23 protein-coding genes and 1 tRNA gene are annotated in these 23,176 nt (G+C 67.1%); 7 read left to right on the top strand and 17 right to left on the bottom strand.

Annotation, left to right across the window (positions count from 1 at the left end):
- Window positions 1–668, bottom strand: a 668-nt coding sequence (locus CKO33_RS11705; protein WP_200182422.1) for an ATP-binding protein, incomplete at its 3' end; no start/stop codon positions are given.
- 710 nt (window positions 669–1,378) lie between these two features.
- Between CKO33_RS11705 and CKO33_RS11700 the strand changes: the two genes are divergently transcribed.
- Together CKO33_RS11700 and CKO33_RS11695 are read left to right on the top strand one after the other, a co-directional pair.
- The gene (locus CKO33_RS11700; protein ID WP_200182421.1) at window positions 1,379–2,875 is read left to right on the top strand and encodes a SulP family inorganic anion transporter; all 1,497 of its coding nucleotides are present in this window, start codon (window positions 1,379–1,381) and stop codon (window positions 2,873–2,875) included.
- 25 nt (window positions 2,876–2,900) lie between these two features.
- Window positions 2,901–3,752 carry a universal stress protein gene (locus CKO33_RS11695; RefSeq protein ID WP_200182420.1) on the top strand — a complete coding sequence of 284 codons (852 nt, stop codon included), beginning with the start codon at window positions 2,901–2,903 and terminating at the stop codon, window positions 3,750–3,752.
- A gap of 90 nt (window positions 3,753–3,842) precedes the next feature.
- On the opposite strand, the gene CKO33_RS11690 is transcribed toward CKO33_RS11695, so the two are convergent.
- The 10 genes from CKO33_RS11690 to CKO33_RS11645 all read right to left on the bottom strand — a co-directional run bounded on the left by CKO33_RS11690 (window position 3,843) and on the right by CKO33_RS11645 (window position 11,345).
- Window positions 3,843–4,121: a FeoC-like transcriptional regulator gene (locus CKO33_RS11690; RefSeq protein WP_200182419.1), complete on the bottom strand. Its 279-nt coding sequence runs from the start codon at window positions 4,119–4,121 to the stop codon at window positions 3,843–3,845.
- Window positions 4,118–6,478: a Fe(2+) transporter permease subunit FeoB gene (gene feoB, locus CKO33_RS11685; protein WP_200182418.1), complete on the bottom strand. Its 2,361-nt coding sequence runs from the start codon at window positions 6,476–6,478 to the stop codon at window positions 4,118–4,120. The genes CKO33_RS11690 and feoB overlap by 4 nt, the downstream gene beginning before the upstream one ends.
- On the bottom strand, window positions 6,479–6,706 hold the full coding sequence (locus CKO33_RS11680) for a FeoA family protein (RefSeq protein ID WP_200182417.1): 228 nt from the start codon (window positions 6,704–6,706) through the stop codon (window positions 6,479–6,481).
- Complete coding sequence (locus CKO33_RS11675) at window positions 6,703–7,008, bottom strand: FeoA family protein (RefSeq protein WP_200182416.1); 306 nt, start codon at window positions 7,006–7,008, stop codon at window positions 6,703–6,705. The genes CKO33_RS11680 and CKO33_RS11675 overlap by 4 nt, the downstream gene beginning before the upstream one ends.
- 133 nt (window positions 7,009–7,141) lie before the next feature.
- Complete coding sequence (gene arsJ / locus CKO33_RS11670) at window positions 7,142–8,362, bottom strand: organoarsenical effux MFS transporter ArsJ (RefSeq protein WP_200182415.1); 1,221 nt, start codon at window positions 8,360–8,362, stop codon at window positions 7,142–7,144.
- A gap of 17 nt (window positions 8,363–8,379) precedes the next feature.
- Window positions 8,380–8,616 carry a thioredoxin family protein gene (locus CKO33_RS11665; protein ID WP_338081779.1) on the bottom strand — a complete coding sequence of 79 codons (237 nt, stop codon included), beginning with the start codon at window positions 8,614–8,616 and terminating at the stop codon, window positions 8,380–8,382.
- A gap of 10 nt (window positions 8,617–8,626) precedes the next feature.
- The gene (locus tag CKO33_RS11660) at window positions 8,627–9,583 is read right to left on the bottom strand and encodes a permease (protein ID WP_200182414.1); all 957 of its coding nucleotides are present in this window, start codon (window positions 9,581–9,583) and stop codon (window positions 8,627–8,629) included.
- 2 nt (window positions 9,584–9,585) lie between these two features.
- Entirely contained in the window at window positions 9,586–10,524 is a 939-nt protein-coding gene (locus CKO33_RS11655) for an MBL fold metallo-hydrolase (RefSeq protein WP_242472608.1), read from the bottom strand.
- Window positions 10,525–10,550: 26 nt separating this feature from the next.
- Window positions 10,551–10,919, bottom strand: a complete 369-nt coding sequence (locus tag CKO33_RS11650) for a metalloregulator ArsR/SmtB family transcription factor (protein ID WP_200182413.1) — start codon at window positions 10,917–10,919, stop codon at window positions 10,551–10,553.
- 349 nt (window positions 10,920–11,268) lie between these two features.
- Window positions 11,269–11,345, bottom strand: a tRNA-Val gene (locus CKO33_RS11645).
- A 259-nt stretch (window positions 11,346–11,604) separates the two neighbouring features.
- Between CKO33_RS11645 and CKO33_RS11640 the strand changes: the two genes are divergently transcribed.
- From CKO33_RS11640 to CKO33_RS11620, 5 genes are all read left to right on the top strand, one after another.
- Window positions 11,605–12,300, top strand: a complete 696-nt coding sequence (locus CKO33_RS11640; RefSeq protein ID WP_200182412.1) for a hypothetical protein — start codon at window positions 11,605–11,607, stop codon at window positions 12,298–12,300.
- 100 nt (window positions 12,301–12,400) lie between these two features.
- Window positions 12,401–14,212: an EAL domain-containing protein gene (locus CKO33_RS11635; protein ID WP_200182411.1), complete on the top strand. Its 1,812-nt coding sequence runs from the start codon at window positions 12,401–12,403 to the stop codon at window positions 14,210–14,212.
- Between the two features lie 271 nt (window positions 14,213–14,483).
- Entirely contained in the window at window positions 14,484–15,740 is a 1,257-nt protein-coding gene (locus CKO33_RS11630; RefSeq protein ID WP_274600763.1) for a glycosyltransferase family 4 protein, read from the top strand.
- The gene (locus tag CKO33_RS11625) at window positions 15,737–16,267 is read left to right on the top strand and encodes a phosphatase PAP2 family protein (RefSeq protein ID WP_200182410.1); all 531 of its coding nucleotides are present in this window, start codon (window positions 15,737–15,739) and stop codon (window positions 16,265–16,267) included. The genes CKO33_RS11630 and CKO33_RS11625 overlap by 4 nt, the downstream gene beginning before the upstream one ends.
- 170 nt (window positions 16,268–16,437) lie before the next feature.
- On the top strand, window positions 16,438–16,776 hold the full coding sequence (locus tag CKO33_RS11620) for a hypothetical protein (protein WP_200182409.1): 339 nt from the start codon (window positions 16,438–16,440) through the stop codon (window positions 16,774–16,776).
- A 4-nt stretch (window positions 16,777–16,780) separates the two neighbouring features.
- Here CKO33_RS11620 and CKO33_RS11615 read toward each other — a convergent pair whose 3' ends face one another.
- The 6 genes from CKO33_RS11615 to CKO33_RS11590 form a co-directional block, all read right to left on the bottom strand.
- A complete protein-coding gene (locus CKO33_RS11615) occupies window positions 16,781–17,527 on the bottom strand; it encodes a GGDEF domain-containing protein (protein ID WP_200182408.1) in 747 nt (248 codons plus the stop codon).
- A gap of 24 nt (window positions 17,528–17,551) precedes the next feature.
- Entirely contained in the window at window positions 17,552–17,944 is a 393-nt protein-coding gene (locus CKO33_RS11610) for a DUF1987 domain-containing protein (RefSeq protein WP_200182407.1), read from the bottom strand.
- A gap of 20 nt (window positions 17,945–17,964) precedes the next feature.
- Window positions 17,965–18,528, bottom strand: coding sequence for a SiaB family protein kinase (locus CKO33_RS11605; protein WP_200182406.1), 564 nt, complete (start codon window positions 18,526–18,528; stop codon window positions 17,965–17,967).
- Window positions 18,525–19,814, bottom strand: coding sequence for a SpoIIE family protein phosphatase (locus CKO33_RS11600; protein ID WP_200182405.1), 1,290 nt, complete (start codon window positions 19,812–19,814; stop codon window positions 18,525–18,527). The genes CKO33_RS11605 and CKO33_RS11600 overlap by 4 nt, the downstream gene beginning before the upstream one ends.
- Before the next feature lie 128 nt (window positions 19,815–19,942).
- Complete coding sequence (locus CKO33_RS11595; protein WP_200182404.1) at window positions 19,943–21,220, bottom strand: MgtC/SapB family protein; 1,278 nt, start codon at window positions 21,218–21,220, stop codon at window positions 19,943–19,945.
- Window positions 21,221–21,267: 47 nt separating this feature from the next.
- The coding region (locus CKO33_RS11590; protein WP_338081778.1) for a pyruvate kinase at window positions 21,268–23,176 on the bottom strand (1,909 nt) is incomplete at its 5' end.

Genomic DNA, 23,176 nt, shown 5'->3' with positions numbered 1-23,176 from the left:
GAATATTCCGGCACCAGGGTGATATCCCGCAGGTTGTTCAGCCCCGAAAACAGGCTGACCTTGCTGAACTTGGAGACCCCGGTGATGAGCACCAGATGCAGGTGGGGGTCGGCGTCCTTGAGCACGCTGTAGAGGTTCTTCAGACCTTCCCGCAGTTCCCGGGCCCGCTCCGGTTCCAGGAGGTTGTCCAGGATGGGTTTGTCGTACTCGTCGATGAGAACAACGACACCCTGGCCCGTTGCCTGGTGAGCGAGTTCCAGCAGGTCGGAGAATTCACCGGGAATGTCGGTCTCGGGCTTGGCGGGTAGTTGGAGGCGCTCGCGTTCCCCGCGCAGCTGGTGGCGAATCCGGTCGTCCAGCTCGGCACGATTGCGCATCACCCCGCTGCCAAAGCTGAGGCGGATCACCGGGTGGGGGGTCTGCCAATCCCAGCGGTCGTGGATGTGCAGTCCCTCGAACAGGGCCTTTCGGCCTTCGAACAGGCAGCGCAGGGTGTCCAGCAGCAGGCTCTTGCCGAAGCGCCGGGGGCGGGAGAGGAAGTAGTATTTGTTCTGCTGGACCAGGCGCTGGATGATCGGTGTCTTGTCCACATAGTAATAGCCGCCTTCGCGGATCTCCGAGAAGGTCTGAATCCCGATCGGTAACCTCAGGTGCGGTTCAGTGGACATGGTTGACCTCCGGGATACGAAAAAGAATTACAACAAGAGCTTATCATGCCGTCATGTCCCTTTTCGGGTTGCCAGGGGAGCTCCTTCCCTGGCGCGGCAATGGTCTGGACCTGTTGGGAGTTTTTGGTCATTTAACTTTTTAAATCAAATAGATAAGGCTTTATTTTTATGTAGTTTCCAGGTTCATTTCACGCAGAAACAAGGGGTTGCCGGGCAAATCTCAAGTGTCTTTTGTGTTGTGCCCATGGGGCCTGCCGATCAGGGGCTTGGCGCGTGGATCCTGATGCAGTGGCAGGAGTGCCACGTGGAACATGCCGCGGGATGGGTCGGTGGCCCCGGGGTCGGGTTTGCTGTATAGTGCCGCCCCTTTCACGGGATCCGGCGATCCGGCGGGGAACCGCCATGGGATCGCCATCTGCGGGGCCTGTGCCCTTCGCCGGTGGACGCCGGCAGGGCGGGCCCTGCGGGGTTTGCCGCGCTCTCCCGCGGCCCTTGCGCGATACGGCCCCACGCGCCGCAGGCATCCATGCAGGATGCCGCATCCCAGCTCCGCATCTTCCAATACGTGAATACATTGCAAACGCCCCGGGCCCCGGGTCCGAAAGCGTCCTTCCGGTCATCGTCAGAGGCCAGATGCCCCAAAGGGGGGGACGGTTTCGGATTCGGGTCCGGGGCGTGCACGCCCTTTTGTTCGAACCGGGAAGCGTTCCATGAATCTCGCAGCACGCATCAAGAAGGATTGGTTCTCCAATATCCGCGGGGATGTCCTGGCCGGGCTGGTGGTGGCCCTGGCCCTGATCCCCGAGGCCATCGCCTTTTCCCTCATCGCGGGGGTGGATCCCAAGGTGGGGCTCTATGCCTCTTTCTGTATCGCTGTGGTGATCGCCTTCGTGGGCGGTCGGCCCGGGATGATCTCGGCGGCCACGGCGGCCATGGCGCTTCTGATGATCACCCTGGTGAAGGAGCACGGGCTGGAATATCTGCTGGCGGCCACCCTGCTCACGGGGGTGTTGCAGATCCTGGCGGGGTATCTGCGCCTGGGGCGGGTGATGCGCTTTATCTCCAACTCGGTGATGACCGGCTTTGTCAATGCCCTGGCGATCCTGATCTTCCTGGCGCAATTGCCGGAACTGACGGGGGTGACCTGGCATGTCTACGCCCTCACGGCCCTGGGCCTTGGCATCATCTATCTCTTTCCCTATGCCACCCGGGCGGTGCCGTCGCCCCTGGTGACCATCGTCGTGCTCACCCTCATCACCTGGCTGTTGCAGCTGGACGTGCGCACGGTGGGGGACATGGGGGAGCTCCCGGACAGCCTGCCGGTGTTCCTCTGGCCCCAGGTGCCCCTGAACCTGGAGACGTTGTGGATCATCCTGCCCTATGCCCTGGCCATGACGGTGGTGGGGCTGCTGGAGTCCATGCTCACCCAGAGCATCGTGGATGATTTGACCGACACCCGCACCGACCGCAATCGGGAGTGCAAGGGGCAGGGTCTGGCCAACATCGTCTCCGGTTTCTTCGGTGGCATGGCGGGCTGCGCCATGATCGGTCAGTCGGTGATCAACATCAAATCCGGCGGCCGGGGCCGGCTGTCCACCCTCATGGCGGGGTTGTTCCTGCTGGTGATGGTGGTGTTCCTCTCGCCGGTGCTGAGCCTGATCCCCATGGCCGCCCTGGTGGCGGTGATGATCATGGTCTCCATCGGCACCTTCAGCTGGAGTTCCATCAAGAACATGAAAAAGCACCCCCTGAGTACCAACATCGTCATGGTCTCCACCGTGGCGGTGACGGTGCTGAGTCACAACCTGGCCATCGGGGTGCTCACGGGGGTGCTGCTGGCCTCGTTGTTCTTCGCCAACAAGGTGAGCCAGTTCATGTTCGTGGGGGCGGACACGGATCTGCATCCCGACGATCACACCCTGCACCGCACCTACCGGGTCTACGGGCAGGTGTTCTTTGCCTCCACGGAGAAGTTCCTGGACGCCTTCAATTTCCGCGAGGATCTGGATAAGGTGACCATCGATCTCTCCCGGGCCCACTTCTGGGACATCAGTTCCGTGGCGGCCCTGGACCGGGTGGTGATCAACTTCCGCCGCGAGGGGACGGAGGTGGAGATCATCGGCATGAACGAGGCCACCGCCACCATCGTCGACCGGCACGCCGTGCACGACAAGCCGGACGCCGCCGATCAGCTCATGGCCCATTAAGGCCAAAATCCGAAGGGTTCTTTCCATGAACAAGGTGATTGCCTGCATCGACGGCTCGCGCTCGTCGGTTTCTGTCTGCGACCATGCCGCCTGGGCCAGCCGGCGCATGGATGCGCCCCTCACGTTCCTGCACGTGATCCACAATCCCCATGCCGAGGGCCAGGGGGATCTGAGCGGCAACCTGAGCCTGGGCGGTCGTGAGGCCCTGCTGGAGAAGATGGTGGAGACGGAGGAGCACCGGGGCCGCCTCCTGCGGGAGCAGGGACGGGCCATCCTCAACGACGCCGTGGAACGGGTGCGGGGGCAGGGGGTCGGGGACCCCGGCAGCCTGCTGCGCAACGGCACCGTGGTGGAGGCGGTGAGCGAGATCCAGGGGGAGGCCCGCCTGGTGGTGGTGGGCAAGCAGGGCCGGGACGGGGACATGCACGCCCGGCACGTGGGTTCCCACCTGGAGAGCCTGATCCGCACCCTGGATCGCGGTGTGCTGGTCTGTCCCCTGGAGTACCGCGAGCCGGAACGCTTCCTTATCGCCTACGATGGCAGCGCCACGGCCCATAAGGTGGTGGAGAAGGTGGCGGAGAGCCCGCTGCTCCAGGGCCTGGAGGCGCATCTGTTGCTGGTGGGGGAGGATACCCCGGACAACCAGTCCCGCGTGGAGAACGCCCGCAATACCCTGGTGCAGAAGGGGTTTGCGGTGCAGACGGCCATCCGTGCAGGGGATGTGGTGGATACGGTGTGCGCCTATTCCAGAGAGGCGGACATCCACCTGCTGGCCATGGGGGCCTACGGCCACTCCCGCCTGCGGCGCTGGTTCGTGGGCAGCACCACCACGCAGATGATCATGAAGGCCCCGATCCCGCTGCTGGTGCTGCGATAGGGATCCAAAGAAAAGGCCCCCGTCCGGGAAGGGCGGGGGCCTGGCACAGGGGAGGGGGATCCGATTCCTCCCCGGATCCGTCCGGATCGCCTACCCCTGGGCCCGGCGCAGGTCCATGAGGGGCTGCGCCCCTTCGGGCAGGGCCGTTGCCTCGGCGATCTCGTAGAGCTCCGGTGCCTGCTGGTCGCAGTGGCTGCAGCCCGCGCCGCAGATCGTCCCCGGGGGCAGCCGCCGCACCCGGCCCTTGCGTTCCAGGGTGGCCAGCATGCCCCGCAGGGCCTCCGGTTCTGCGTGGAAGTGATGCTGCATGTCCAGCAGGGAGGCCCGCCGGCGGGTGCGCAGGTAGTCCAGGAGCTGGGAGAGGATCATGCGCCCTTGCCCCCTGCCATGGCGGTGGCCTGTGCGGCGCTGGTGCGCCGGTTCTGGCGACTGCCCCACCAGCGCAGCGCGAGGATGAAGACCGCGAATCCGGCCAGCAGGCCGCCGATCCACCCGGCAGAGGAGGCCGGATGGCGGGCGAAGGTGGCCGCCTGGTAGAAGACCGTGGCGGTGAGGTAGGCCAGGCCCGTGGTCCACAGGGCCACGAAGGCGGTCCAGCGCAGGTTGGTCTCCCGGAACACAGCCGCCAGGGCGGCGGTGCAGGGGAAGTAGAGCAGGATGAACAGCAGGTAGGCGAAGGCCCCCGCGTTGCCGTCGAAGCGCTCCACCATGGCCCCGAAGGTGCCGGTGGCGACCCCCTGCTCGGCGGCGGCGGTATCGGTGTCGCCCACCTCGCCCACACTCAGGCCCAGGGGATCCCCCCAGGTGCCCAGGGCATCCCCCAGGTTGGCGGGGATGGTGGCGAAGGCCTCGCCCAGGCCTGCCCAGAGGTTGAATTCCGATTCACCGGCCACTTCCAGGCCGGCCTCCCGGGCGTCCTGCACGGCCAGGGTGGTGTAGAGGGAGTCCAGGGTCCCCACCACGGCCTCCTTGGCCAGCACGCCGGTGAAGATGCCCACGGTGGCGGGCCAGTTCTCCTCGTCCAGCCCCATGGGGGCGAAGGCGGGGGCAATGCCCCGGCCCACTTCACTGAGCACCGACTGGTCGGTGTTCTCGTGGCCGAATTCCCCGTCCGTGCCCAGGGCGTTGAGGAAGTTGAGCACCAGCACCATGGGTACGATGATCATGCCCGCCCGCACGATGAACCCCCGGGTGCGTTCCCAGGTGCGCAGCATCACCCCCTTGAGGCTGGGCAGGTGGTAGGGGGGCAGTTCCATGACAAAGGGCATGCTCTGACCCTGCAGCAGGGTCTTTTTCATGATCAGCCCGGTGAGCACGGCCGCGGCGATGCCGATGAGATACAGGCCAAAGACCATGTTCTGACCCGCCACCGGGAAGAAGGCGGCGGCGAACAGGGCATACACCGGCAGGCGCGCGCCGCAGGACATGAACGGGGCCATGAGGATGGTCATGAGCCGGTCCCGGGGTTGCTCCAGGGTGCGGGTGGCCATGATGGCCGGGACGTTGCAGCCAAAGCCCACGATGAGCGGCACGAAGGACTTGCCCGGCAGGCCCACGGCCCGCATGGCCCGGTCCATGACAAAGGCGGCCCGGGCCATGTAGCCCGAGTCCTCCAGGAAGGAGAGGAAGAGGTAGAGGGAGGCGATCACCGGGATGAAGGTGGCCACCACCTGGATGCCCCCGCCGATGCCGTCGGCCAGGACCACGGTGAGCCAGTCGGGCGAGCCCATGCCCTCCATGAGGCTGCCCAGGCCGTCCACCAGCAGGGTGCCGGTGAACAGGTCGAAGAAGTCGATGAAGGCGCCGCCGATGTTGATGGTGAACATGAACATCAGGTACATGGCCCCCAGGAAGATGGGGATGCCCAGGGCGCGGTTGAGCAGCACCCGGTCGATGCGGTCCGAGAGGCTGCGGGTGGCCTCGCCCTTGCGCTTCACTGCCTCCTCGGTCACCTGGTGGGCGAAGCCGTAACGGCCGTCCGCCAGGAGGATGTCCACATCTTCCCCCAGGCCGTCGCGCAGGCGCTCCAGGTGGTCATGGGTCACGGCATCACCGGCCAGACGCAGGGCCAGGTCATCCCCCTCCAGCAGCCGTGAGGCCAGCCAGCGGGGGTCGGCACCGCCGCGTTTCGCCGCGGCTTCCAGGTCCGGCAGCAGGTCGTCGATGGCCTGCTCCAGGGCCGTGTCGTAGGGGATGCGGATGTCGGAGACGGGATGGCGGCGCGCCGCCGTGGCCAGGGCCTGTTTCAGGGCATCGATGCCCTCCCGCCTGGAGGCCACCAGGGGGACCACCGGGCAGCCCAGGCGCCTGGACAGGCGGTCCACGTCGATGCGCATGCCGGCGTCCTCGGCCGCATCCATCATGTTCAGGGCCACCACCGCGGGCCGGCGCATCTCCAGAAGCTGGGTGGTGAGATAGAGATTGCGCTCCAGGTTGGAGGCATCCACGATATTGACGATGAGATCCGCCTCGCCGCCGTGGACGTAGTCCCGGGCGATCTTCTCGTCCAGGGAGACCTCCTCGCTGGTGACGTCCAAGGCATAGGTGCCCGGCAGGTCCACGATCTCGTACTCGGCCCCTTCCAGGCGGTAATGGCCGATCTTGCGCTCGACGGTGACCCCGGGCCAGTTGCCCACCCGCTGTTTGGAGCCGGTGAGGGCATTGAACAGGGTGGTCTTGCCGCAGTTGGGGTTGCCCACCACCCCGATGACGAATCTCTCGGACATTTACCGTTTCTCCACTTGCAGGGCGTCGGCCTCGTCGCGGCGCAGGCTGAGCTTGAAGCCGCGGACCTGGAGCTCCACCGGATCGCCCATGGGGGCGATGCGGGTGATGCGAAACTCGGTCCCCGGGGTGAGCCCCATGGACAGGAGCTTGCGGCGGTAGGCGCGGGCGGAGGGGCTGTAACCGGCGACGGCGCCGGAGTCCCCGACGTTCAGTTCCTTCAGCGTCATGCCCGGGCCTCCGCGGCGCAGGCGTTCAGATCCGTGTCGTTGCAGGCAGCGGGCATGTTGGCCTTGGCCGGCACCACCAGGATCTTCATGGCCATGCCCGCGCCGATGGCGATGCGGGTCTGTTCCCGGGAGACCACCAGGGCGTTGCCCTGGCGCTGCACCACCCGCAGCTCGCTGCCGATGTGGATGCCAAGCTCCGTGAGGCGACGATCTAGGTTGCGTCCGGCCCGAAGCGCCACAACGCGCACGATCTCGTCTTCCTGCGCCATGGTGAGGGCATAGCCCTTGGATTGCTGATTCATTGCCTGCCTCCGGGTCATGTGGACCAATGACATGCAAGATAATGCAATCGCGAACGATTGGCAATTGCAATCGTTATCATCATTTTTTTCTATGAAATTCCCAAAAGAAATAGCAGATGGGCCTACAGGGGGTTCAGCCGGTGGTGGGTTCCAGGGCTGGGAGGCGTAGGCTGAACACTACGGCGAGGACCACGAATGCCAGTGCGATGGCAAGGCTGCCGGTGATGCCGATGGTCTGGTAACTCAATCCCGAGAGCACCGTGCCCAGCAACCGGCCGGCGGCATTGGCCGCATAATAAAAGCCCACGTTCATGGAGGCGTTGTCGTCGCTGGAATAACGCAGGATCAGGAAGGAGTGGGTCGCTGAGTTGATGGCGAAAACCATGCCGTAGAAGGCCAGCCCCAGGGTGATGACCCAGACGGAGGTCAGCCCCAGGGCGAACGCCGCGAGGACCGCGCCCAGGGGGAGGATCAGGGCGAGGCCCCAGCCAATGGCCGCCCGTCCGCCGGGGCCAATGTCGGCATCCCCGTGCCCGATGCGGTCCCGCCGGGCCCCGATCAGCCTGGGGGCGAGGGCCTGGACGATGCCGTAGCCCACCACCCACAGGGCCAGGTAGGCCCCCACCCAGTGGAAATCCCAGCCCATGGAGACCAGGAACACCGGCAGGGCCACGACGAACCAGACATCCCGCGAGGCGAACAGGAACACGCGTGCCCCGGCCAGCCAGTTGATGGCCGGCTCGCGGGCGAACATCTGGCCGAATGCCGCTTTCTGGCGGATCGCGCCCATGCCGGCGGGCAGGGTGAGGGTCATGACAAAACCGATCCCCACCAGGGCGGCCAGGGCCCCCATGGCCCCCTGGAAGCCCAGCCAGGCCAGCAGGAGACTGCCCAGGAAGAAGCCCGCCCCCTTGAGGGCGTTCTTGGATCCGGTGATCCAGGCCACCCAGCGGAACAGCTGTGAGTTGCCCTGGCGGGCCACCATCTTCACGCCGGCCTTGGCGGACATCTTATTCAGGTCCTTGGCAATACCGGAGAGGGCCTGGGCAGTCATGACCCAGGCCACCGTCAGCCAGGCATCCGGTGCGGTGAGCATGAGCAGGGCAAGGATCTGCAGGCCGGTGCCCAGCTGCATGGTCCGGTTGAGGCCGATGCGCGCCCCCAACCAGCCGCCGACGAAATTGGTGACGATGCCGAAGAACTCGTAGAAGAGGAACAGCATCGCGATGGTGAAGGGGGTGTAGCCCAGCTGGTAGAAGTGCAGCACCACCAGCATGCGGATCGCCCCGTCGGTGAGGGTGAACAGCCAGTAGTTGCCGGTGATGGTGAGGTACTGCCGCAGGACGCTGGACATGAGGGCTTCTTTACGACCTATTCCAGCCAGCCGAGCACGGTCTGGCGGTCGGGGATGGAGCCGGAATGCACCACGGTCCCGTCCACGGCCACGGCCGGGGTCGACATGACTCCCAGGGCGAGGATGTCGGCCATGTCCTCGACCTTGCGCAGATCCACCTCGACGCCCTGTTCCCGGGCCGTCTGCTCAATCAGTTCGTGGGTGCGCTGGCAGCTGGCGCAGCCACTGCCCAGTACCTGGATCGTCTTCATCATCTTTTCTCCTTCAGGCCATCAGGTTGAATGTCCATCCCACCAGGGTGAAGGCGACGGCCAGCACCCCGGCGAACAGGGCGAGGGCGGGCCAGCGGATCACCTTGCGCAGGATCAGGATCTCGGGCAGGGATAAGGCGGCCACGCTCATCATGAACGCCAGCGTCGTGCCCACGGCCGCCCCCTTGCCCAGCATGGCCTCGGCCACCGGGATGATGCCGGTGGCGTTGGCGTACAGCGGGATGCCCAGCAGCACGGCCCCGGGCACGGCCAGCCAGTCCCCCTGGGCACCCAGGTAGGTGGTGACCCATTCCCCCGGCACGAAGCCGTGGAAGGCCGCGCCCACCGCGATGCCGATCAACACCCATTTCCAGATGCGCCGCACGATCTCCCGGACCTCCTCGACGGCGAAGCGGTGCCGCCCCTTCCAGCCCTTGCCGGCGGCCGTCGGCTGCGCCTCGCCCATCTGGATCTTCCAGACGTAGTCCTCCACCCAGCGCTCGGTGCGCAGCCATTCCATGGCCAGACCGCCGAACCAGGCCACCAGCACCCCGGCGGCCACATACAGCAGCGCCAGCTCCCAGCCAAGGATGCCGATGAGGAGCACCACGGCGATCTCATTGATCATGGGGCTGGCGATGAGGAAGGAGAAGGTCACCCCCAGGGGGATGCCGGCCTCGACGAAACCGATGAACAGCGGCACCGAGGAGCAGGAGCAGAACGGCGTCACCGCCCCCAGGGTGATGGCCAGCAGCCGTGCCAGCCAGCGGGGCTTGCCGCGCACGTAGGCGCGCACCCGCTCGGGGCTCATGAGCGCCCGCAGCAGCCCCATGACGTAGATGACCACCACCAGCAGGGCAAAGATCTTCGCCGTGTCCATGACGAAGAAATGCAGCGCCTCGGCCAGGCGCTCCCCTTCGGTCAGTCCGAGGGCGCCGTAGACGATGGTATCGGCCAGCCAATCAAACATTTTTACTCCATCATCGCCGCTTCGATGCGGGTATACGTACGGTTGATGTTGGTGCGGTGCCAGCTGTCGAAGTGCTCCAGGTGCCGGAATCGGGGCGCGTCGCTCAGCCGATCCACCGTGGCCTGCAGGTCCTCGAAGTGGTCCACCGCGGCGCTGACCTCGGTGACCAGGAAGTTGAGATACTCCCCCGTTTCCGCCCGGGCCTGGGCCAGATCGGTCACCTGCCCGTGGCCGGGGACCACATGGGCCGGCTGAAGCGCTTCCATCTCGCGAAAGGCCTTGCGCCAGGACAGGACGTCCGACCAGGGATGAATGCCCAGCATGCGGTCCACGTAGACCAGGTCGCCGGTGAAGATCGTCTTCGTCTGTGGCAGCCAGACCACGGCATCGCCCGGGAAGTGCGCATCGCCGAACCAGATCAGTTCAAAGCGCGTGCCGCCGATCTCCAGGGTCCTGCGATCGGTCTCGATGGGCGTTTCGGCATGTACCGGCTCGGTACCTGCAAGGCGTTCCCCAAGGATCTTTCCCAGACGGGCGATGTGCTGGTCTGCGAAACGCTTTTGCGTCTCCACCGTGCGTTGCAACGCGACGATCTGGGCGCCTTGGTCGGCGAAGTAGCCATTGCCCAGCCAGCGGTGGTCCTGGCTGCCGGTGTTGATTACGTGCGTGACGGGTTTATCGGTCACCGCGTCGATGGCCGCGTCGATCCGTTGCGCCCCGAGCCAGGAGGCGCCGGAGTCGATCAGCACGACCCCGTCCTCGGTGATCACGAAGCCGAGGTTGCAGTTCAGGGCGTCGTTGTCCTCCGTACGCCCGGAGATGGGCCCAACGATGGCGTAGACGTTGTCCACCACCGGTGTGGCCTTGGGTTCATGGGCCTGTGCGATGCCGGCGAGGGCGAGGGTGCACAGGGTGAGCAGGTGTGTAATGACGTGCTTCATCGGGAATCCCTTCGAAAATGCCGGCCTCAGGATGGGCAGGTGATATCGGGCCGGTCGTCCATGTGCACAAGCCGCAAACGATCCTCCCGAAACGGGGATTGTTCCCGTGCGGCAGCCAGCGTGGGTTCCAGGACCTGGTGCACCCAGGCCGGCAGATGGGGGGCCAGCTGGTAGTCCACCCATTGCGCGCGGCGTTCACCCACGATCAGGCCCGCCTTGCGCAGGATGGCCAGGTGCCGGGAGATGCTGGGTTGATCCTCGTCCACGGCATGCTGCAGCTGGCAGACACACAGCCGGCCATGCTCCGTCAGCAGCAGGACCAGCCGCAGGCGGGTGTCATGGGAGAGGGCATGGAATAGATCGCTCGGGGAGATGGTATATTCATTATTCCGCATATAAAGATCATTGCATATGCGATGAATGCCATACAAGGGCCGGATGGGGAATTCATGGCCATGGGCGGGGCGGTTTAGTGGATTGCCCGGTTACGCGATCTGCGCGGGAGGGGGCGGCCCCTGGACCCGCCCGGCGGGGATGGGTTCCGGCCCGGGAATGACGGCAGGGGAGACGGATGCCCTGGAGCGCTCGGGGTTCCGAGGCAGTGGGGATGGGGGGCCGTACCGGGAGGGGAGGTCTGGACCGGGCGGAGTGTATGACGCACCCCGGAGCGGGGTATCTGAACCGCTCCACCGGATTCCGGACACGAAAAAGCCCGGAAGACCGCAGTCCGCCGGGCTTTTGATTTGGTAGGCGCGATTGGACTCGAACCAACGACCCCCACCATGTCAAGGTGGTGCTCTAACCAGCTGAGCTACGCGCCTGTCGCGTTCGAAGCCACGTATTTTACAGTTTCCGGGGCGGGCGTCAACCAAGCTGGTGGTGCTGGGCTGCTGTTGCCCAGAGTGCAGGGGGGCCGGGAAAGGTTCCAATACTGTGACGCACTATCTGGAATTTGTCCAAGTTGACCGCTAAAGCCTTTTGGAAGGACAGGAAACGGGTCCTTATCCGATGCAAGCCGGCATGTCCGGGAATCGAGGGAGCGGCTCGGTCCGCCGGCACCAAGAGGTGGAGGTGGACGCGATGACACTGCTCAAGCTGGCCCGTCTGAACGGGCGCGATTACCAGATGCACTATTTCACCGGCACAGTGGTGGATGAAAAGAAGTGGTCCGAGACCGAGGTGACCGGCAGTGGTGGCGGAGGAGGCGGGTATTCCGTCGCCGGCACCGGGCAGTCGGCCCCGGTCTATTCCAGTGTGACCTCTAAGACCACGCGCCACGACCAGATCATCCTCAAGAACAAAGAGGGTCAGGAGCGCAGCTTCAGCTTCCAGGAGTGGAACATCCAGTGCCGCAAGGGCAATACCCTGACGGTGGTCTGGGCCATCCCCGCGGGCCGGGACAAGGGGCCGTATGTCCTGGCCTATAACCACGAGACCGGCCAGTCGTTCATGGACGAGACCCTGTCCCGGATGTTCATGCCGGGACGCTTCACCGTGCCGATGCTGGGCGGAAACAGCAGTTGGTGGCCCTATGCGGCCATCCTTGGGGCACCACTGGCCTGGTGGGTGCTGTGGTGGGTCCTGCCCGGTGGCGGCGGGATGCTGTTTGGCTGGGGTCTGCTGCTGAGCCCGTTCGCCGGATTTTTCGGGGTGCGGGCCCTGGCGCGTTCCATGGGACGGAAGAAGGCCGAGGCCTATCTTCAGAGCGATCCGTTGCGGATGATGGACGCCCTGCGGGGGACCCGGGTGGAGGCGGCCCTCCCGCAGCAGGTCTGAGAGGCGAATGGGGGGATGTCATCCCTCCGTCACGGATGGGCGGTATCTTTCGGGCGTCCGCCTGGATTCAGGCGTCTTCGTTCATTCTGGATCCCGCGACGTGTCCATCGGTCCCACCATCGACGACATCATTGCCCGGGGGCAGCTGCATGCCCTGTTCCAGCCCATTGTGGCCATGGACTCGGGGCAGATCATGGGCTACGAGGGGCTGGTGCGCGGCCCCTCCAACAGCCAGTGGCACGCCCCGCAGAAGCTCCTGGCGGAGGCGGCCCGGCAGGGCCGCCTGTTCGATCTGGACATCCTCTGCCGGCGGGTGATCCTGCAGCGCTATGCCGAGCTGGGCCTGGGCCGGCGCCTGTTCCTGAACATCAACCCCGATGTGCTCACGGACCGCAACGCGGTGCGCGGCATGACCTTGCAGGCCCTGCAGGAGACCGGCATCGCGCCGGAGCAGGTGGTGATCGAGCTCACCGAGCAGCAGCCCATCGCCGACTACGGCATCATGCGCGAGGCGGTGAACCATTACCGCAACATGGGGTTTTCCATCGCCCTGGACGATCTGGGGGCGGGCTACAGCAGCCTGCGCCACTGGTCCGAGCTGGCCCCGGACTATGTGAAGATCGACATGCACTTCGTGCAGAACGTGCACAACGATGAGATCAAGCGGCATTTCCTGCATTCCATCCGGGAGATCGCCCACAGCCTGGGCACCCGCCTGATCGCCGAGGGGATCGAGACGGAGGCGGAGTACGAGGTGATCCGGGCCCTGGAGATCCCCTGCGGCCAGGGCTACTACTTCGCCCGTCCGGCAGCGGATCCGCCCCGCAGCCTGCATTTTCTGCGCGGGCAGGCGGGGGGGTTCCCCGTGAGCCGCTCGCCTTTCCGCCACGCCATGGCCGGGGAGCTGGCGCGGCGCAATCCCGTGGCCACGCCGGATCAGACCCTGGGGGATACCGTGGCCCGCTTCCAGGCGGCCTCGGATCTGCGCTGCCTGCCGGTGCTGGAGGAGGGCCGCCCCGTGGGCATCGTGCGCCGCAGTGAGATCCTCACCCTCTATTCCCAGCGCTTTACCCGGGAACTGCATGACCGCAGTCCGCTGCGCTTCTTCATGAAGCGCGATCCCCTGGTGGTGCCGGAGGATCAGCCCCTGGAGGAGGTGAGCGGGTGCATCACCCACAAGGCCACGGGGGAGGAGGAATTCCTCATCGTCTCCGCAACGGACGGACGCTACCTGGGGGTGGGCTGGCTGCTGGAGCTGCTGCAGCGGATCACCGATCTGCAGGTACGCTATGCCCGCTATGCCAATCCGCTGACGCAGCTGCCGGGCAACGTGCCCATCGGCGAGCACCTGGACCGCCTCCTGCAGGAGGGGCGGCCCTTCACCGTGGCCTACTGCGATCTGGACCACTTCAAGCCCTTCAATGATTACTACGGCTATGCCCGGGGGGACCGGGTGATCCGGGCCCTGGGGGATCTGCTGCGGGCCGTGCCCCGGGAGCCCGACGACTTCATCGGCCATGTGGGCGGGGATGATTTCATCCTCGTGCTCACCGGTCCGGACTGGGCCTGCCAGTGCCGTTCCCTGCTCCAGTCCTTCGAGGCCCGGGTTCCGGGGTTTTACGATGACCGCGACCGCCTGGCGGGGGGGATCGCCACCCGGGACCGCCAGGGCCGCCAGGCCTTCTTCCCGCTGCTGAGCCTGTCCATCGGTGTCGTGCCGGTGCAGCCGGGGGCGTTCGAGTCCCATCTGGAGATCGCCCAGCGGGCCGGGGAGGTGAAGGGGCAGGCCAAGGCGCAGCCGGGCAACAGCCTGTTCGTGGACCGGCGTTCACCGCCCGCCGGGGGCCTGGATGCCTTCTTCCCGGCGTTGCAGCCGGGGCATGCCGGCAGCCTGCTTTCGGGTTCCCTCTAGACGGGCGCGGCTGGGGCGGTGCCCGCCGGCTTGTAAAACAGGGCCACGTTGCCTCCGGGTCGGGCCGGCAGGCGGGATCCAGCCAGATGAGCCAGCCGGCAACGGGGGCAGGTGCGATAGTGCTGCCTAGTGTCGGCCTCCAGGGGGCGGGTGGCCGTGGCGGTGCACAGGGGGCAGGGAACCCGGGATTTCATGGAATGGTTACCGGAACTTCACGGGGGTGACACGGGATCGTTCTAGCATCGGCTCAACCATGACGAGCCCGAGACCGATGCGTAGCGCCAACACCCTGGACGATTCCCAAGCCCCTGTCACCCCCGTGGGGGCCACCCCCGATGCCGCCGGTGTCCCCCCTTCAGAGTCCGGGGCCGCCACGGCGCCCCTGCGCATCGCCATCGTCACCGAGACCTTCCCCCCCGAGATCAACGGTGTGGCCCATACCCTGCACCAGATGGTGCAGAGCATGCTGGAGCGGGGCCATCACGTGCATCTGGTGCGGCCGCGACAGCACAAGGCGGACCGGGGCAGCCTGGAACCCCGCCAGGGCCTGGTGGAGCAGCTCACCCCGGGCCTGCCCCTGCCGGGGTACAAGGGGCTGCACCTGGGCCTGCCCGCGGGACGGGACATCCGCGCCGCCTGGCGGCGGCAACGTCCGGACGTGCTCTATCTGGCCACGGAGGGCCCCCTGGGGCACTCGGCCCTGTCCGCGGCCCGCGCCCTGGGCATCCCCGTGATCAGCGGTTTTCACACCAACTTCCACAGCTACAGCCGATATTACGGCATCGGCTTCCTGGAGCCCGTCATCGGCGCCTATCTGCGCCGTTTCCACCGGCGCACCCATTGCACCCTGGTGCCCACCACGGCCCTGCGGGACGACCTGGAGCAGAGGGGGTTTGGCACCTGCCGTGTGCTGGCCCGGGGGGTGGACACCGCGCTCTTCTCCCCCGCGCGCCGGGATCCGGAACTGCGCCGGGAGTGGGGTCTGGAGGAGGATGACATCGCCGTGATCTATGTGGGGCGCCTGGCGGCGGAGAAGAACCTGCAACTGGCCGTGGATGCCTTCCGCGCCATGCAGCGGCATCAGCCCCGGGCCCGCTTCGTCCTCGTGGGGGATGGTCCGGAGGCCGAGCGCCTGCGCCGGGAGCATCCCGACCTGATCCTCGTGGGGGTGCGCACGGGGGAGCCCCTGGCGCGCCATTACGCCAGCGGGGACGTGTTCCTCTTCCCCTCCACCTCGGACACCTTCGGCAACGTGGTGCTGGAGGCCATGGCCTCGGGCCTGGTGGTGGTGTCCTACGACTACGCCGCGGCCCGGGAGAACCTGCGCCACGGGGAGAGCGGCATCCTCGCCCCCTTTGATGACCCTGACCGTTTCGTCCAGGAGGCCGAGGGGCTGATGCAGGCCCCGGGGACGATCCCGTCCATGGGCCGCCGTGCCCGTGCGGCGGCCGAGTCGGTGGACTGGAAGTGTGAGCACGACCGTCTGGAAGCCCTGTTCCAGGAATACGCCCGGGAGGACGCGCCATGAGAATGATGCAACGCATGAGTGAAGCGGAACTGCCCCTGTGCCTGGCCTTCAACCGGATCAGCCGGCGCTGGCTCGTCAACCGCCTCTTCGCCGGGGTGAGCCGCCTGGGCAATGGGGTCTTCTGGTATGTGCTCATGGCGGTGCTGCCCCTGCTGTACGGGCCCCTGGGGGTCCGGGTCAGCCTGCACATGGCCCTGGTGGGGGTGCTCTGCCTGCCGCTGTACAAGTGGCTGAAGCAGTCCACCCTGCGGGACCGGCCCTATACCCGGGATGCGGCGATCCTGCAGAACGTGCCGCCCCTGGACCGTTTCAGCTTCCCCTCGGGCCATACCATGCATGCCGTGGCCTTTACCCTGATCCTGGCGGCCTATCTGCCGGTCTGGGGCTGGGCCGTGGCCCCGTTCACCCTGCTGGTGGCCCTGTCCCGGCTGGTGCTGGGGCTGCACTATCCCAGCGACGTGCTGGCCGGGGCCGGTATCGGCGCCGGCGTGGCCCTGGTGAGCCTGGCCCTGGCCGGGGCCGCCTGAGGGCCCATCAGGGCGGCTTGCCCGCCACCGGCCGGGGTCGTACCCTCTTTGTGCGCCCCTTGTCACCGCACGTCCCGGAATCCATGCCGCATGTCGGACGGCCGCGGCGGGGGGCAGCCCCCGGCGGCACACTCCGGGGGAAGGCGGTTTTCCTTTGAGGGAGGGACGGCATGGAGATCTACGTGACCAAATGGGCGCTGACCCGGGGGGTGTTCCGGGTGGATGCGGAGCCGGCCCCCGGAGACGGCCAGACCATGTGTTTCCGGCTGGTCTACGACGAAATGGGCAATGTCTTCAGCCTGCCCATGTATGCCCATCCCGGCGAATGGTTCACCGACGAGCAGGCGGCCCTGGCCCGGGCGGAGGAGATGCGCCAGCGCGAGATCCGCCGGCTGGAGGAGGAGCTGCGCCTGATGCGGGGGATGGAGATCGAGGTGGTGCACGCCAAGGCGGCCCGTTTCGATGGCCACAGCCGGGCGCAGGTGCGCGACGAGCTGCTCAACGCCTAGGGGCTTAGGTGCTGCAGGGCCGGGGATTCGCCTCGGGTTCGATGCGGTCCCGCACCGGTTCGATGCGGTCCCGGCCGCCGTATTTGGCCCGGTAGAGGGCATCGTCGGCGCACAGATAGAGGCGGTCGAAGGGGACACCGGGCACCGCCACCGCCACCCCCATGGAGGCGGTGATGCGCAGCCCCGGGGCCTCGGGGCGGCGGATGGCCCGGATCTCCTCGGCGAGATGACCGGCCAGTTCCGGGGCAGTGGTCCCCGATCCCTCCCCCAGCACCAGGGCAAATTCCTCACCCCCCAGGCGGCCGCAGTGTCCCTCTCCGGGGCACATCCGCTCCAGGGCGCGGGCCACGTCCACCAGCACCCGGTCTCCCACCGGATGACCGTAGCGGTCGTTGATCTGTTTGAACAAATCCAGATCCACCAGGATCAGCCCCAGGGGGCGGTCCTGCAGGAGCCCCTCCGCCTCCTGGATGAGGGTCTCCCGGTTGAGCAGGCCGGTAAGGCCGTCGTGGCGGTTGCGGAAGGCCAGGGTCTCGGTGAGCTCGCGCAGTTGCTGGTTGGCACGGGCGAGTTCCCGCTCCGTGCGGTCGGCATGCCGGATAAGACGTTCCATGTCCCGCACCAGGCGTTCATAGGCATCGGCCAGGGTCTGCAGGGCGTCACGGTGCCCTTCGGCATCCGCTTCGGCCAGAAGGCCCCGGGCCCGGGCCAGGGCAGCCTTTTCAGGGGCGAACAGATCGGGTTCGTTCATGGCGGCTTCAGGACGGAGGTGGGGTCAGGCGGACTGACTGGGGGTGATGCGCAAATCCAGATCCGGGAAGTCCTCGGCCAGTTCCTGGCCGAATTCCAGGAGGGTGTCGTCCTCGGGATCGTGCAGCCATTCCAGCAGGATGTGATTGCCGTCGGCGGTGGCCTGGTTGAGGCAGTCCACCAGGTTGAACAGCATCTTGGTGCTGGAGCTGTTGAAGTATTTCAGTTCGATGGTGACGCGGACGCGGTCCTCCTTCAGGCCCTGGAGGAAGGCCCGGGTGCGCTGCAGGAGGTCGTGGTAGAAATGGACGGCGCTCTCGGGGTAGGACTCGCCCCGCAGGCTCAGGTGACGCTGCGCGAAGTGGAAATCCACCTCAGGGGTATCCGCGGTGGCGGGGATATACAGTCGTTCATCCATTGCGGCATCTCCTGGCACGGTCAGAGGGTGGCCTTGAGGGTGAAGAGCAGGTCGCCTTCGCTGCCCTGTTCCAGGCGGAAATCGATGGGGTCCCGGCTGTCGCGGGCGATGGTGAGCAGCCCCAGTCCCGCCCCCTTGCTGAGGGTATCCGGCTCCCCCTCGCGCATCTGCTGGCGATAGGCCTGGCGGATCTCGTCCCGGGACATCTGCCGCAGGTCTTCCAGCGCGCAGCGCAGACGTTCGGCCCATTCCGTGGTCACCGGATTCCGGCAGATGATGTGGTAGTGGTCGTCCTCCCGGCAGATGCAGACGGACCCGGCACGGATCTCCGCCCCGGGGTCGCGTCCCCCGGGCAGTTGCTCGCTGGAGTAGTGGACGATGTTCTGGGCCATCTCCACGAAGATGGAGAACAGCCGGCGACGCACGCCACCTGGGGTGTCGGTGCTCTCCAGCCGGGCGCGCACGGCGTCACCGATGGCGTGGATGATGTTCTGGGAGAAGTAACCCACGTAGTAGAAGATCAGTTCGCCGTTTTTCAGGATGCAGCCCTGTGGCTCGGCGCAGATACACAGCTCACGGTTCATGTCAGTCGTTCCTGTGGCCCTGATGGGGCGGATGGTTCGAGCCCGATGAGCGTGATGTCGTCCCGTGCTGCTTCCGGGCCCTGGTACATGGAGAATGTCTCGCAAAAACCCTTCTCCTGCGCCTCCATGTCCAGGTGCCGTGTCTCCTGCAGGCATTGTCCGAGACGTTTCTTGCCAAAGGCGATGCGCTTTTCACCGCCGATCTGATCGATCACCCCGTCACTCACCAGATAGAAGCGCTCCCCGGGGAGGCAGGACCCATGGTGGTTCTGCCAGCGGGTGTCGTGGGGGGTGTCGCGGTAACCCACGCCGTGGCGGTCACCCCGGAGGTATTCGGGGGCCCCCGCCTGCGCTGGCGGGATGCGCAGCAGCGGGCTGCGGGCGCCGGCGAAGGTCCATTGGCCCGCCCGGGGGCGCACCCGCAGCATCACGGCGTCCAGCCCGTCGTCGGATTCCTCCAGGGGGATCTCCCCCGCGGCGCCGGTCTGGTGCTGGTTGAGGGTGTGCTTGATGTCCCGGTTCATGGCCGCCAGCAGGGCGGCGGGATCGTCGTGGCCGTGCTCCGCCAGGGCCCGCTCCAGGGCGGCCTGGGCGATGAGGGTCATGAAGGCACCGGGCACGCCGTGCCCGGTGCAGTCCATGAGCACGGCGAGGAAACCGTCCTCCAGGGATACGAAATGGAAGAAGTCCCCGCCTACCACGTCCCGCGGCCGCCAGACCACCCAGTGACGGCCGGGCAGGTGTCCTGCCATGGCCTGGCGCGCGGGCTTGAGCAGGGCGGTCTGGATGAGGCTGGCGTAGTGGATGCTCTCCAGGAGCTGGCGGTGCTGGCGCTCCTGCAGCTCGGTCATGGCCTCCATCAGGTCCAGGGTCTGGCCCACCCCGGCGTAGACGCCGTTCTCCACCAGGATGAAGCCGTCGGCAAAGACCTTCTCCCCCATGCGCACCGCCATGGTGGTGAGTTCCCGGATGGGGGTGGTGAGCTCCGCCACCAGGGGGTTCTTGTCCATGAAGGCGATGCAGCTCTGCCGGTTGTACAGCTCCGGGTAGTAGGGCTTGGCCATCATGTTGTGGAAGAGGTTGCGGTTGATCAGCCCCATGGGCCGGCGGCCATGGACCACCGGCAGGTTCTGCATCCAGCGATGGCGGGCGAAGATCTCCGCCACCTGTTCGTTGGTGTGCTCCGGGGTCACCGGGTCCACCGCCATCAAAAGATCGCCGGCGAACTGCCGGTCGATGACGATGGGGCCGTGGGGGGCGGCGTCGCTGGTGAGCGGGGAGGACATGGGGGGTCTCGGGATTGCGCGGATGGAGGTTTAGGGGCCGTCCCCCGGGGGACGATCCGATGGCGCGTTATCCTACAGGCGGGTGATGACGGTTTGTTGATGGAAATGTGACCGTCCGGGGCGCCGTGTCATGGGGGAACAGCGGGCAGGGCCGCCGTCAGCCACCAGGTCAGTGCGCCGGTGGCCACCGCCAGGGCCATGGGCAGGGCGACGCGGACGCCCAGGCGCAGCCCGCCGATGCCCAGGGAGAGTCCGGCCTTGACCAGGGTATTGGAGAAGGCGGCGATGAGGATGGCCAGGGTGGCCGTGGGCAGCCCCAGTCCCTCCCGGGTCATGTCCGCCACCGAGAGGGTGATGGCATCCACGTCCGCCAGGCCCGAGGCCAGGGAAAGGAGGTAGAGTCCGGTGTCCCCGAAGGATTCCGAAAGGCCGCGGGAGAGGAGCACGATGGCCGCCAGCAGGGCGGCGAAGATCAGCGCCGGGCGCAGTTCGAAGGGGTTGTGCAGGGCGGCGCGGCCGGTGGAGGAGACGGCCTCGCGATCGCGCCAGAGCAGGGCGGCGCCCAGGTAGACCACCCCCATCATGGCCAGCACCGGCACCAGGAGCTGCTGTCCCAGACCGGCATTGAGCACCCAGGTGACGGCCAGCATGCGCGGGAACATGGTGGCCCCCGCCACCAGGATGCCGGCGGCCAGGACGCCGGAGCCGGCGGGATTGCGGCGGGCGATGCGGGCGAAGTTGACGGTGACGGCGGTGGAGGAGGCGAGCCCCCCCAGCAGCCCCGTGGCCAGGATGCCCCGGCGCTCCCCCACGATGCGCATGGCAAAATAGCCGACGAAGGAGATGCCGGCGATGAGCACCACCATCCACCAGATGCGGTGGGGGTTGAGGGCCTCCCAGGGGCCGTAGCCCTGGTTGGGGAGCAGGGGCAGGATCACCACGGAGATGAGCAGCATCTTGAAGGTGGCGTAGAGCTCCCGCTCCTCCAGGCGGCGCACCCAGGCATGCAGCACCGGCTTGACCCCCAGGAGGATGGCGGTGACCACGGCACAGGCGGCGGCCAGCCGGGGCATGTCCAGGGTGGCCATGGCCCCGAAACAGAAGGTGAGCAGGCTGGCCACCACGCCGGTGATGCCCATGTCCTGGTCCTGGCGCTGACTGAGGACGTGGGCGGCGATGAGCACCGCCGCCAGGGTGGCCAGGGGGAGAACCAGCAGCAGGGGGCCATGATCCGTGGTGAGCAGCCCGGCCACCCCGCCCAGCAGGCCGATGAGGGCGAAGGTGCGGATCCCCGCCACGCGCTGCCCTTCCTCCAGCAGCCGTTCCTTCCAGCCCCGCTCCAGGCCGATGAGCAGTCCCAGGGCCAGGGCCAGGGCCAGGGTGTAGAAATGCGCCGCGTCGTCCATGGGATGCCTTGGTCGGGGTGGGGCGGCCCCACAACCTCCCGGGGGGATCAGTCCCCGGCCAGCCTCAGGGCGCGCAGCCGGGAGGTCTTCTTGTGCTGGTGGGCCTGCATACGCATCAGTATATCGTTGAGGGTGCTCACCGCGTCCAGGATATAGGGCCCCTTGTTGAGCATGACGCATTCGGCACGCCCGGCCATGGCGGCGTCGGTGAGCTCGGGACGGGAGAGACCGCCGCTCTTGGCCAGGGTCTCCAGCACCTGGGTGGCCCAGATGACGGGGATATGGGCCGCCTCGCACAGCCACAGGATCTCCTCCTGGATCTCCGCCAGCCGTTCCCCGCCGATCTCCACCGCCAGATCCCCCCGGGCGATCATCACCCCCAGGCGGTGGCGCCCCAGGGTGGAGAGGATGATCTCGGGCAGGTGTTCCACGGCGCGGCGGGTCTCGATCTTGGCCACGATCCCCAGGCCGTGCCCGCCCCGCTGCGCCAGGGCATCCATGAGGGCGGTCATGTCCTCCCGGGATTCCACGAAGGAATACCCCACCAGGTCGGCATGGGCCGCGACGAAGTCCAGATCCCCGAGGTCCTGGCGGCTCAGGGGCGGCAGTCGCAGATCCGCGCCGGGGAAGTTGATGCCCTTGTCCGCCCGCAGACGATTGCCCTGGGGGCGGCAGTGCTGGATGCGCAGGGTGACCCCCTCCGCATCCCGGGACTCCACCACGCCGCCGATCTTGCCATCGTCGATCCATACCGGCTGGCCGGGCTCCAGGGAGTCCAGGGCCTCCGGGGTGGAGCAGGCGATGCGGGCCGGGGCCGTCACCTGGCCGTGCTCGTCCGTTTCCGCCGGGCGGCCGGGCAGGGGGTCCCGGGTGAGCCGCAGCTGGGACCCCCGGTACAGCCGGATGGACACCGGCTCCCGGGTGAGCCATTCCAGTTGGAAGGTCTGCAGGGGCTGCCAGGATCCGTCCTCCCCGCGGCGTTCGTGGTGGAACGGGGTCTCGTCGCTGATGTAGGCCCCCTGGTCCAGGGTGATCTGCCAGGCCCCGCCGGGCAGGGCCTGGTCCACCATGAAGGTGCGCCGTTTGCCGCGGGTGTCGCGGCAGCGGAGGCGATCACCGCAGGCGAAGCGTTCCAGGACCTCTGCCGGCAGGGCGAAGCGGTGCCGGGCGGTGCCCAGGGCCTGGCCCTGGGGGGCATCCCGGGGCAACAGGGTGATGCAGGCGGGTTCCAGGACCCGTCCCAGGAGATTGCGCTGGGGCTTGAGATGGGCCACGGCGGGGCGAAAATCCAAAGGGCCGGTGCGCAGTTTGTGTCCCGCCAGGTCCATGAGCAGGGTGCAGCGCTGTCCCAGATGGGCCTCGGCATGGCGCAGGTGGGCGATCATCTGTGCCCACTGCTCCGGGCCGTCATGGGCGCAATTGATGCGCGCGCAGTTCATGCCCCGCTCCATGAGGGACTGCACCAGTTGCCCGTTCACCGCCGCCTCGCTGGGCAGGGTGACCATGATGCGCACGTCCCGGGGGGCGCAGGGGGCGCCGAACAGGCGATCGGCGTTCTCCGTCAGGGTGCGTTCCCCGGTGTCGTAGTCGATGGCCGGGGTATCCTCCAGGGGCGGGAGTGTACGTCCCGCCAGCTGTGCCAGGATATGCATCACCTGCTGGATGCTGTAGAGCACATGGGCCTCGGTGCGTCCCAGGGAGGAGAGTCCGCGCGCCGCCAGGGCCACCTGCAGGGGGCGCAGGTCCAGGGCGCGCAAGGCCAGGTAATGGGCCAGGTTGTGGGCGGAGAGGGGGATGTCCGCCGGGTAGTCCGGTTCGAAGCGTTGCAGGCGCCGGCGCCCACCCTGCACCACGTCCTGATGCAGGGCCACCAGGGCATCCAGCAGGGTGTTCCAGGTGTCGCCGTCGCAGGGGGGCTTCGGCGGGGGCAGCCGGTGGGTCACGGTGCTGTAGGGC

It is taken from the genome of Ectothiorhodospira mobilis, from assembly GCF_016584115.1.
GTDB lineage: Bacteria > Pseudomonadota > Gammaproteobacteria > Ectothiorhodospirales > Ectothiorhodospiraceae > Ectothiorhodospira > Ectothiorhodospira mobilis.
Note: the sequence above shows the minus strand (reverse complement) of the source record. Positions and strands in the feature narration are given on the sequence as shown.

What these genes read in the sequence shown, in the direction of transcription:
- CKO33_RS11700 (WP_200182421.1), top strand. Translation starts at nt 1,379, where the DNA reads ATGAATCTCGCAGCACGCATCAAGAAGGATTGGTTCTCCAATATCCGC.
- CKO33_RS11695 (WP_200182420.1), top strand. Translation starts at nt 2,901, where the DNA reads ATGAACAAGGTGATTGCCTGCATCGACGGCTCGCGCTCGTCGGTTTCT.
- CKO33_RS11690 (WP_200182419.1), bottom strand. Translation starts at nt 4,121, where the DNA reads ATGATCCTCTCCCAGCTCCTGGACTACCTGCGCACCCGCCGGCGGGCC.
- feoB (WP_200182418.1), bottom strand. Translation starts at nt 6,478, where the DNA reads ATGTCCGAGAGATTCGTCATCGGGGTGGTGGGCAACCCCAACTGCGGC.
- CKO33_RS11680 (WP_200182417.1), bottom strand. Translation starts at nt 6,706, where the DNA reads ATGACGCTGAAGGAACTGAACGTCGGGGACTCCGGCGCCGTCGCCGGT.
- CKO33_RS11675 (WP_200182416.1), bottom strand. Translation starts at nt 7,008, where the DNA reads ATGAATCAGCAATCCAAGGGCTATGCCCTCACCATGGCGCAGGAAGAC.
- arsJ (WP_200182415.1), bottom strand. Translation starts at nt 8,362, where the DNA reads ATGTCCAGCGTCCTGCGGCAGTACCTCACCATCACCGGCAACTACTGG.
- CKO33_RS11665 (WP_338081779.1), bottom strand. Translation starts at nt 8,616, where the DNA reads ATGATGAAGACGATCCAGGTACTGGGCAGTGGCTGCGCCAGCTGCCAG.
- CKO33_RS11660 (WP_200182414.1), bottom strand. Translation starts at nt 9,583, where the DNA reads ATGTTTGATTGGCTGGCCGATACCATCGTCTACGGCGCCCTCGGACTG.
- CKO33_RS11655 (WP_242472608.1), bottom strand. Translation starts at nt 10,524, where the DNA reads ATGAAGCACGTCATTACACACCTGCTCACCCTGTGCACCCTCGCCCTC.
- CKO33_RS11650 (WP_200182413.1), bottom strand. Translation starts at nt 10,919, where the DNA reads ATGCGGAATAATGAATATACCATCTCCCCGAGCGATCTATTCCATGCC.
- CKO33_RS11640 (WP_200182412.1), top strand. Translation starts at nt 11,605, where the DNA reads ATGACACTGCTCAAGCTGGCCCGTCTGAACGGGCGCGATTACCAGATG.
- CKO33_RS11630 (WP_274600763.1), top strand. Translation starts at nt 14,484, where the DNA reads ATGCGTAGCGCCAACACCCTGGACGATTCCCAAGCCCCTGTCACCCCC.
- CKO33_RS11625 (WP_200182410.1), top strand. Translation starts at nt 15,737, where the DNA reads ATGAGAATGATGCAACGCATGAGTGAAGCGGAACTGCCCCTGTGCCTG.
- CKO33_RS11620 (WP_200182409.1), top strand. Translation starts at nt 16,438, where the DNA reads ATGGAGATCTACGTGACCAAATGGGCGCTGACCCGGGGGGTGTTCCGG.
- CKO33_RS11615 (WP_200182408.1), bottom strand. Translation starts at nt 17,527, where the DNA reads ATGAACGAACCCGATCTGTTCGCCCCTGAAAAGGCTGCCCTGGCCCGG.
- CKO33_RS11610 (WP_200182407.1), bottom strand. Translation starts at nt 17,944, where the DNA reads ATGGATGAACGACTGTATATCCCCGCCACCGCGGATACCCCTGAGGTG.
- CKO33_RS11605 (WP_200182406.1), bottom strand. Translation starts at nt 18,528, where the DNA reads ATGAACCGTGAGCTGTGTATCTGCGCCGAGCCACAGGGCTGCATCCTG.
- CKO33_RS11600 (WP_200182405.1), bottom strand. Translation starts at nt 19,814, where the DNA reads ATGTCCTCCCCGCTCACCAGCGACGCCGCCCCCCACGGCCCCATCGTC.
- CKO33_RS11595 (WP_200182404.1), bottom strand. Translation starts at nt 21,220, where the DNA reads ATGGACGACGCGGCGCATTTCTACACCCTGGCCCTGGCCCTGGCCCTG.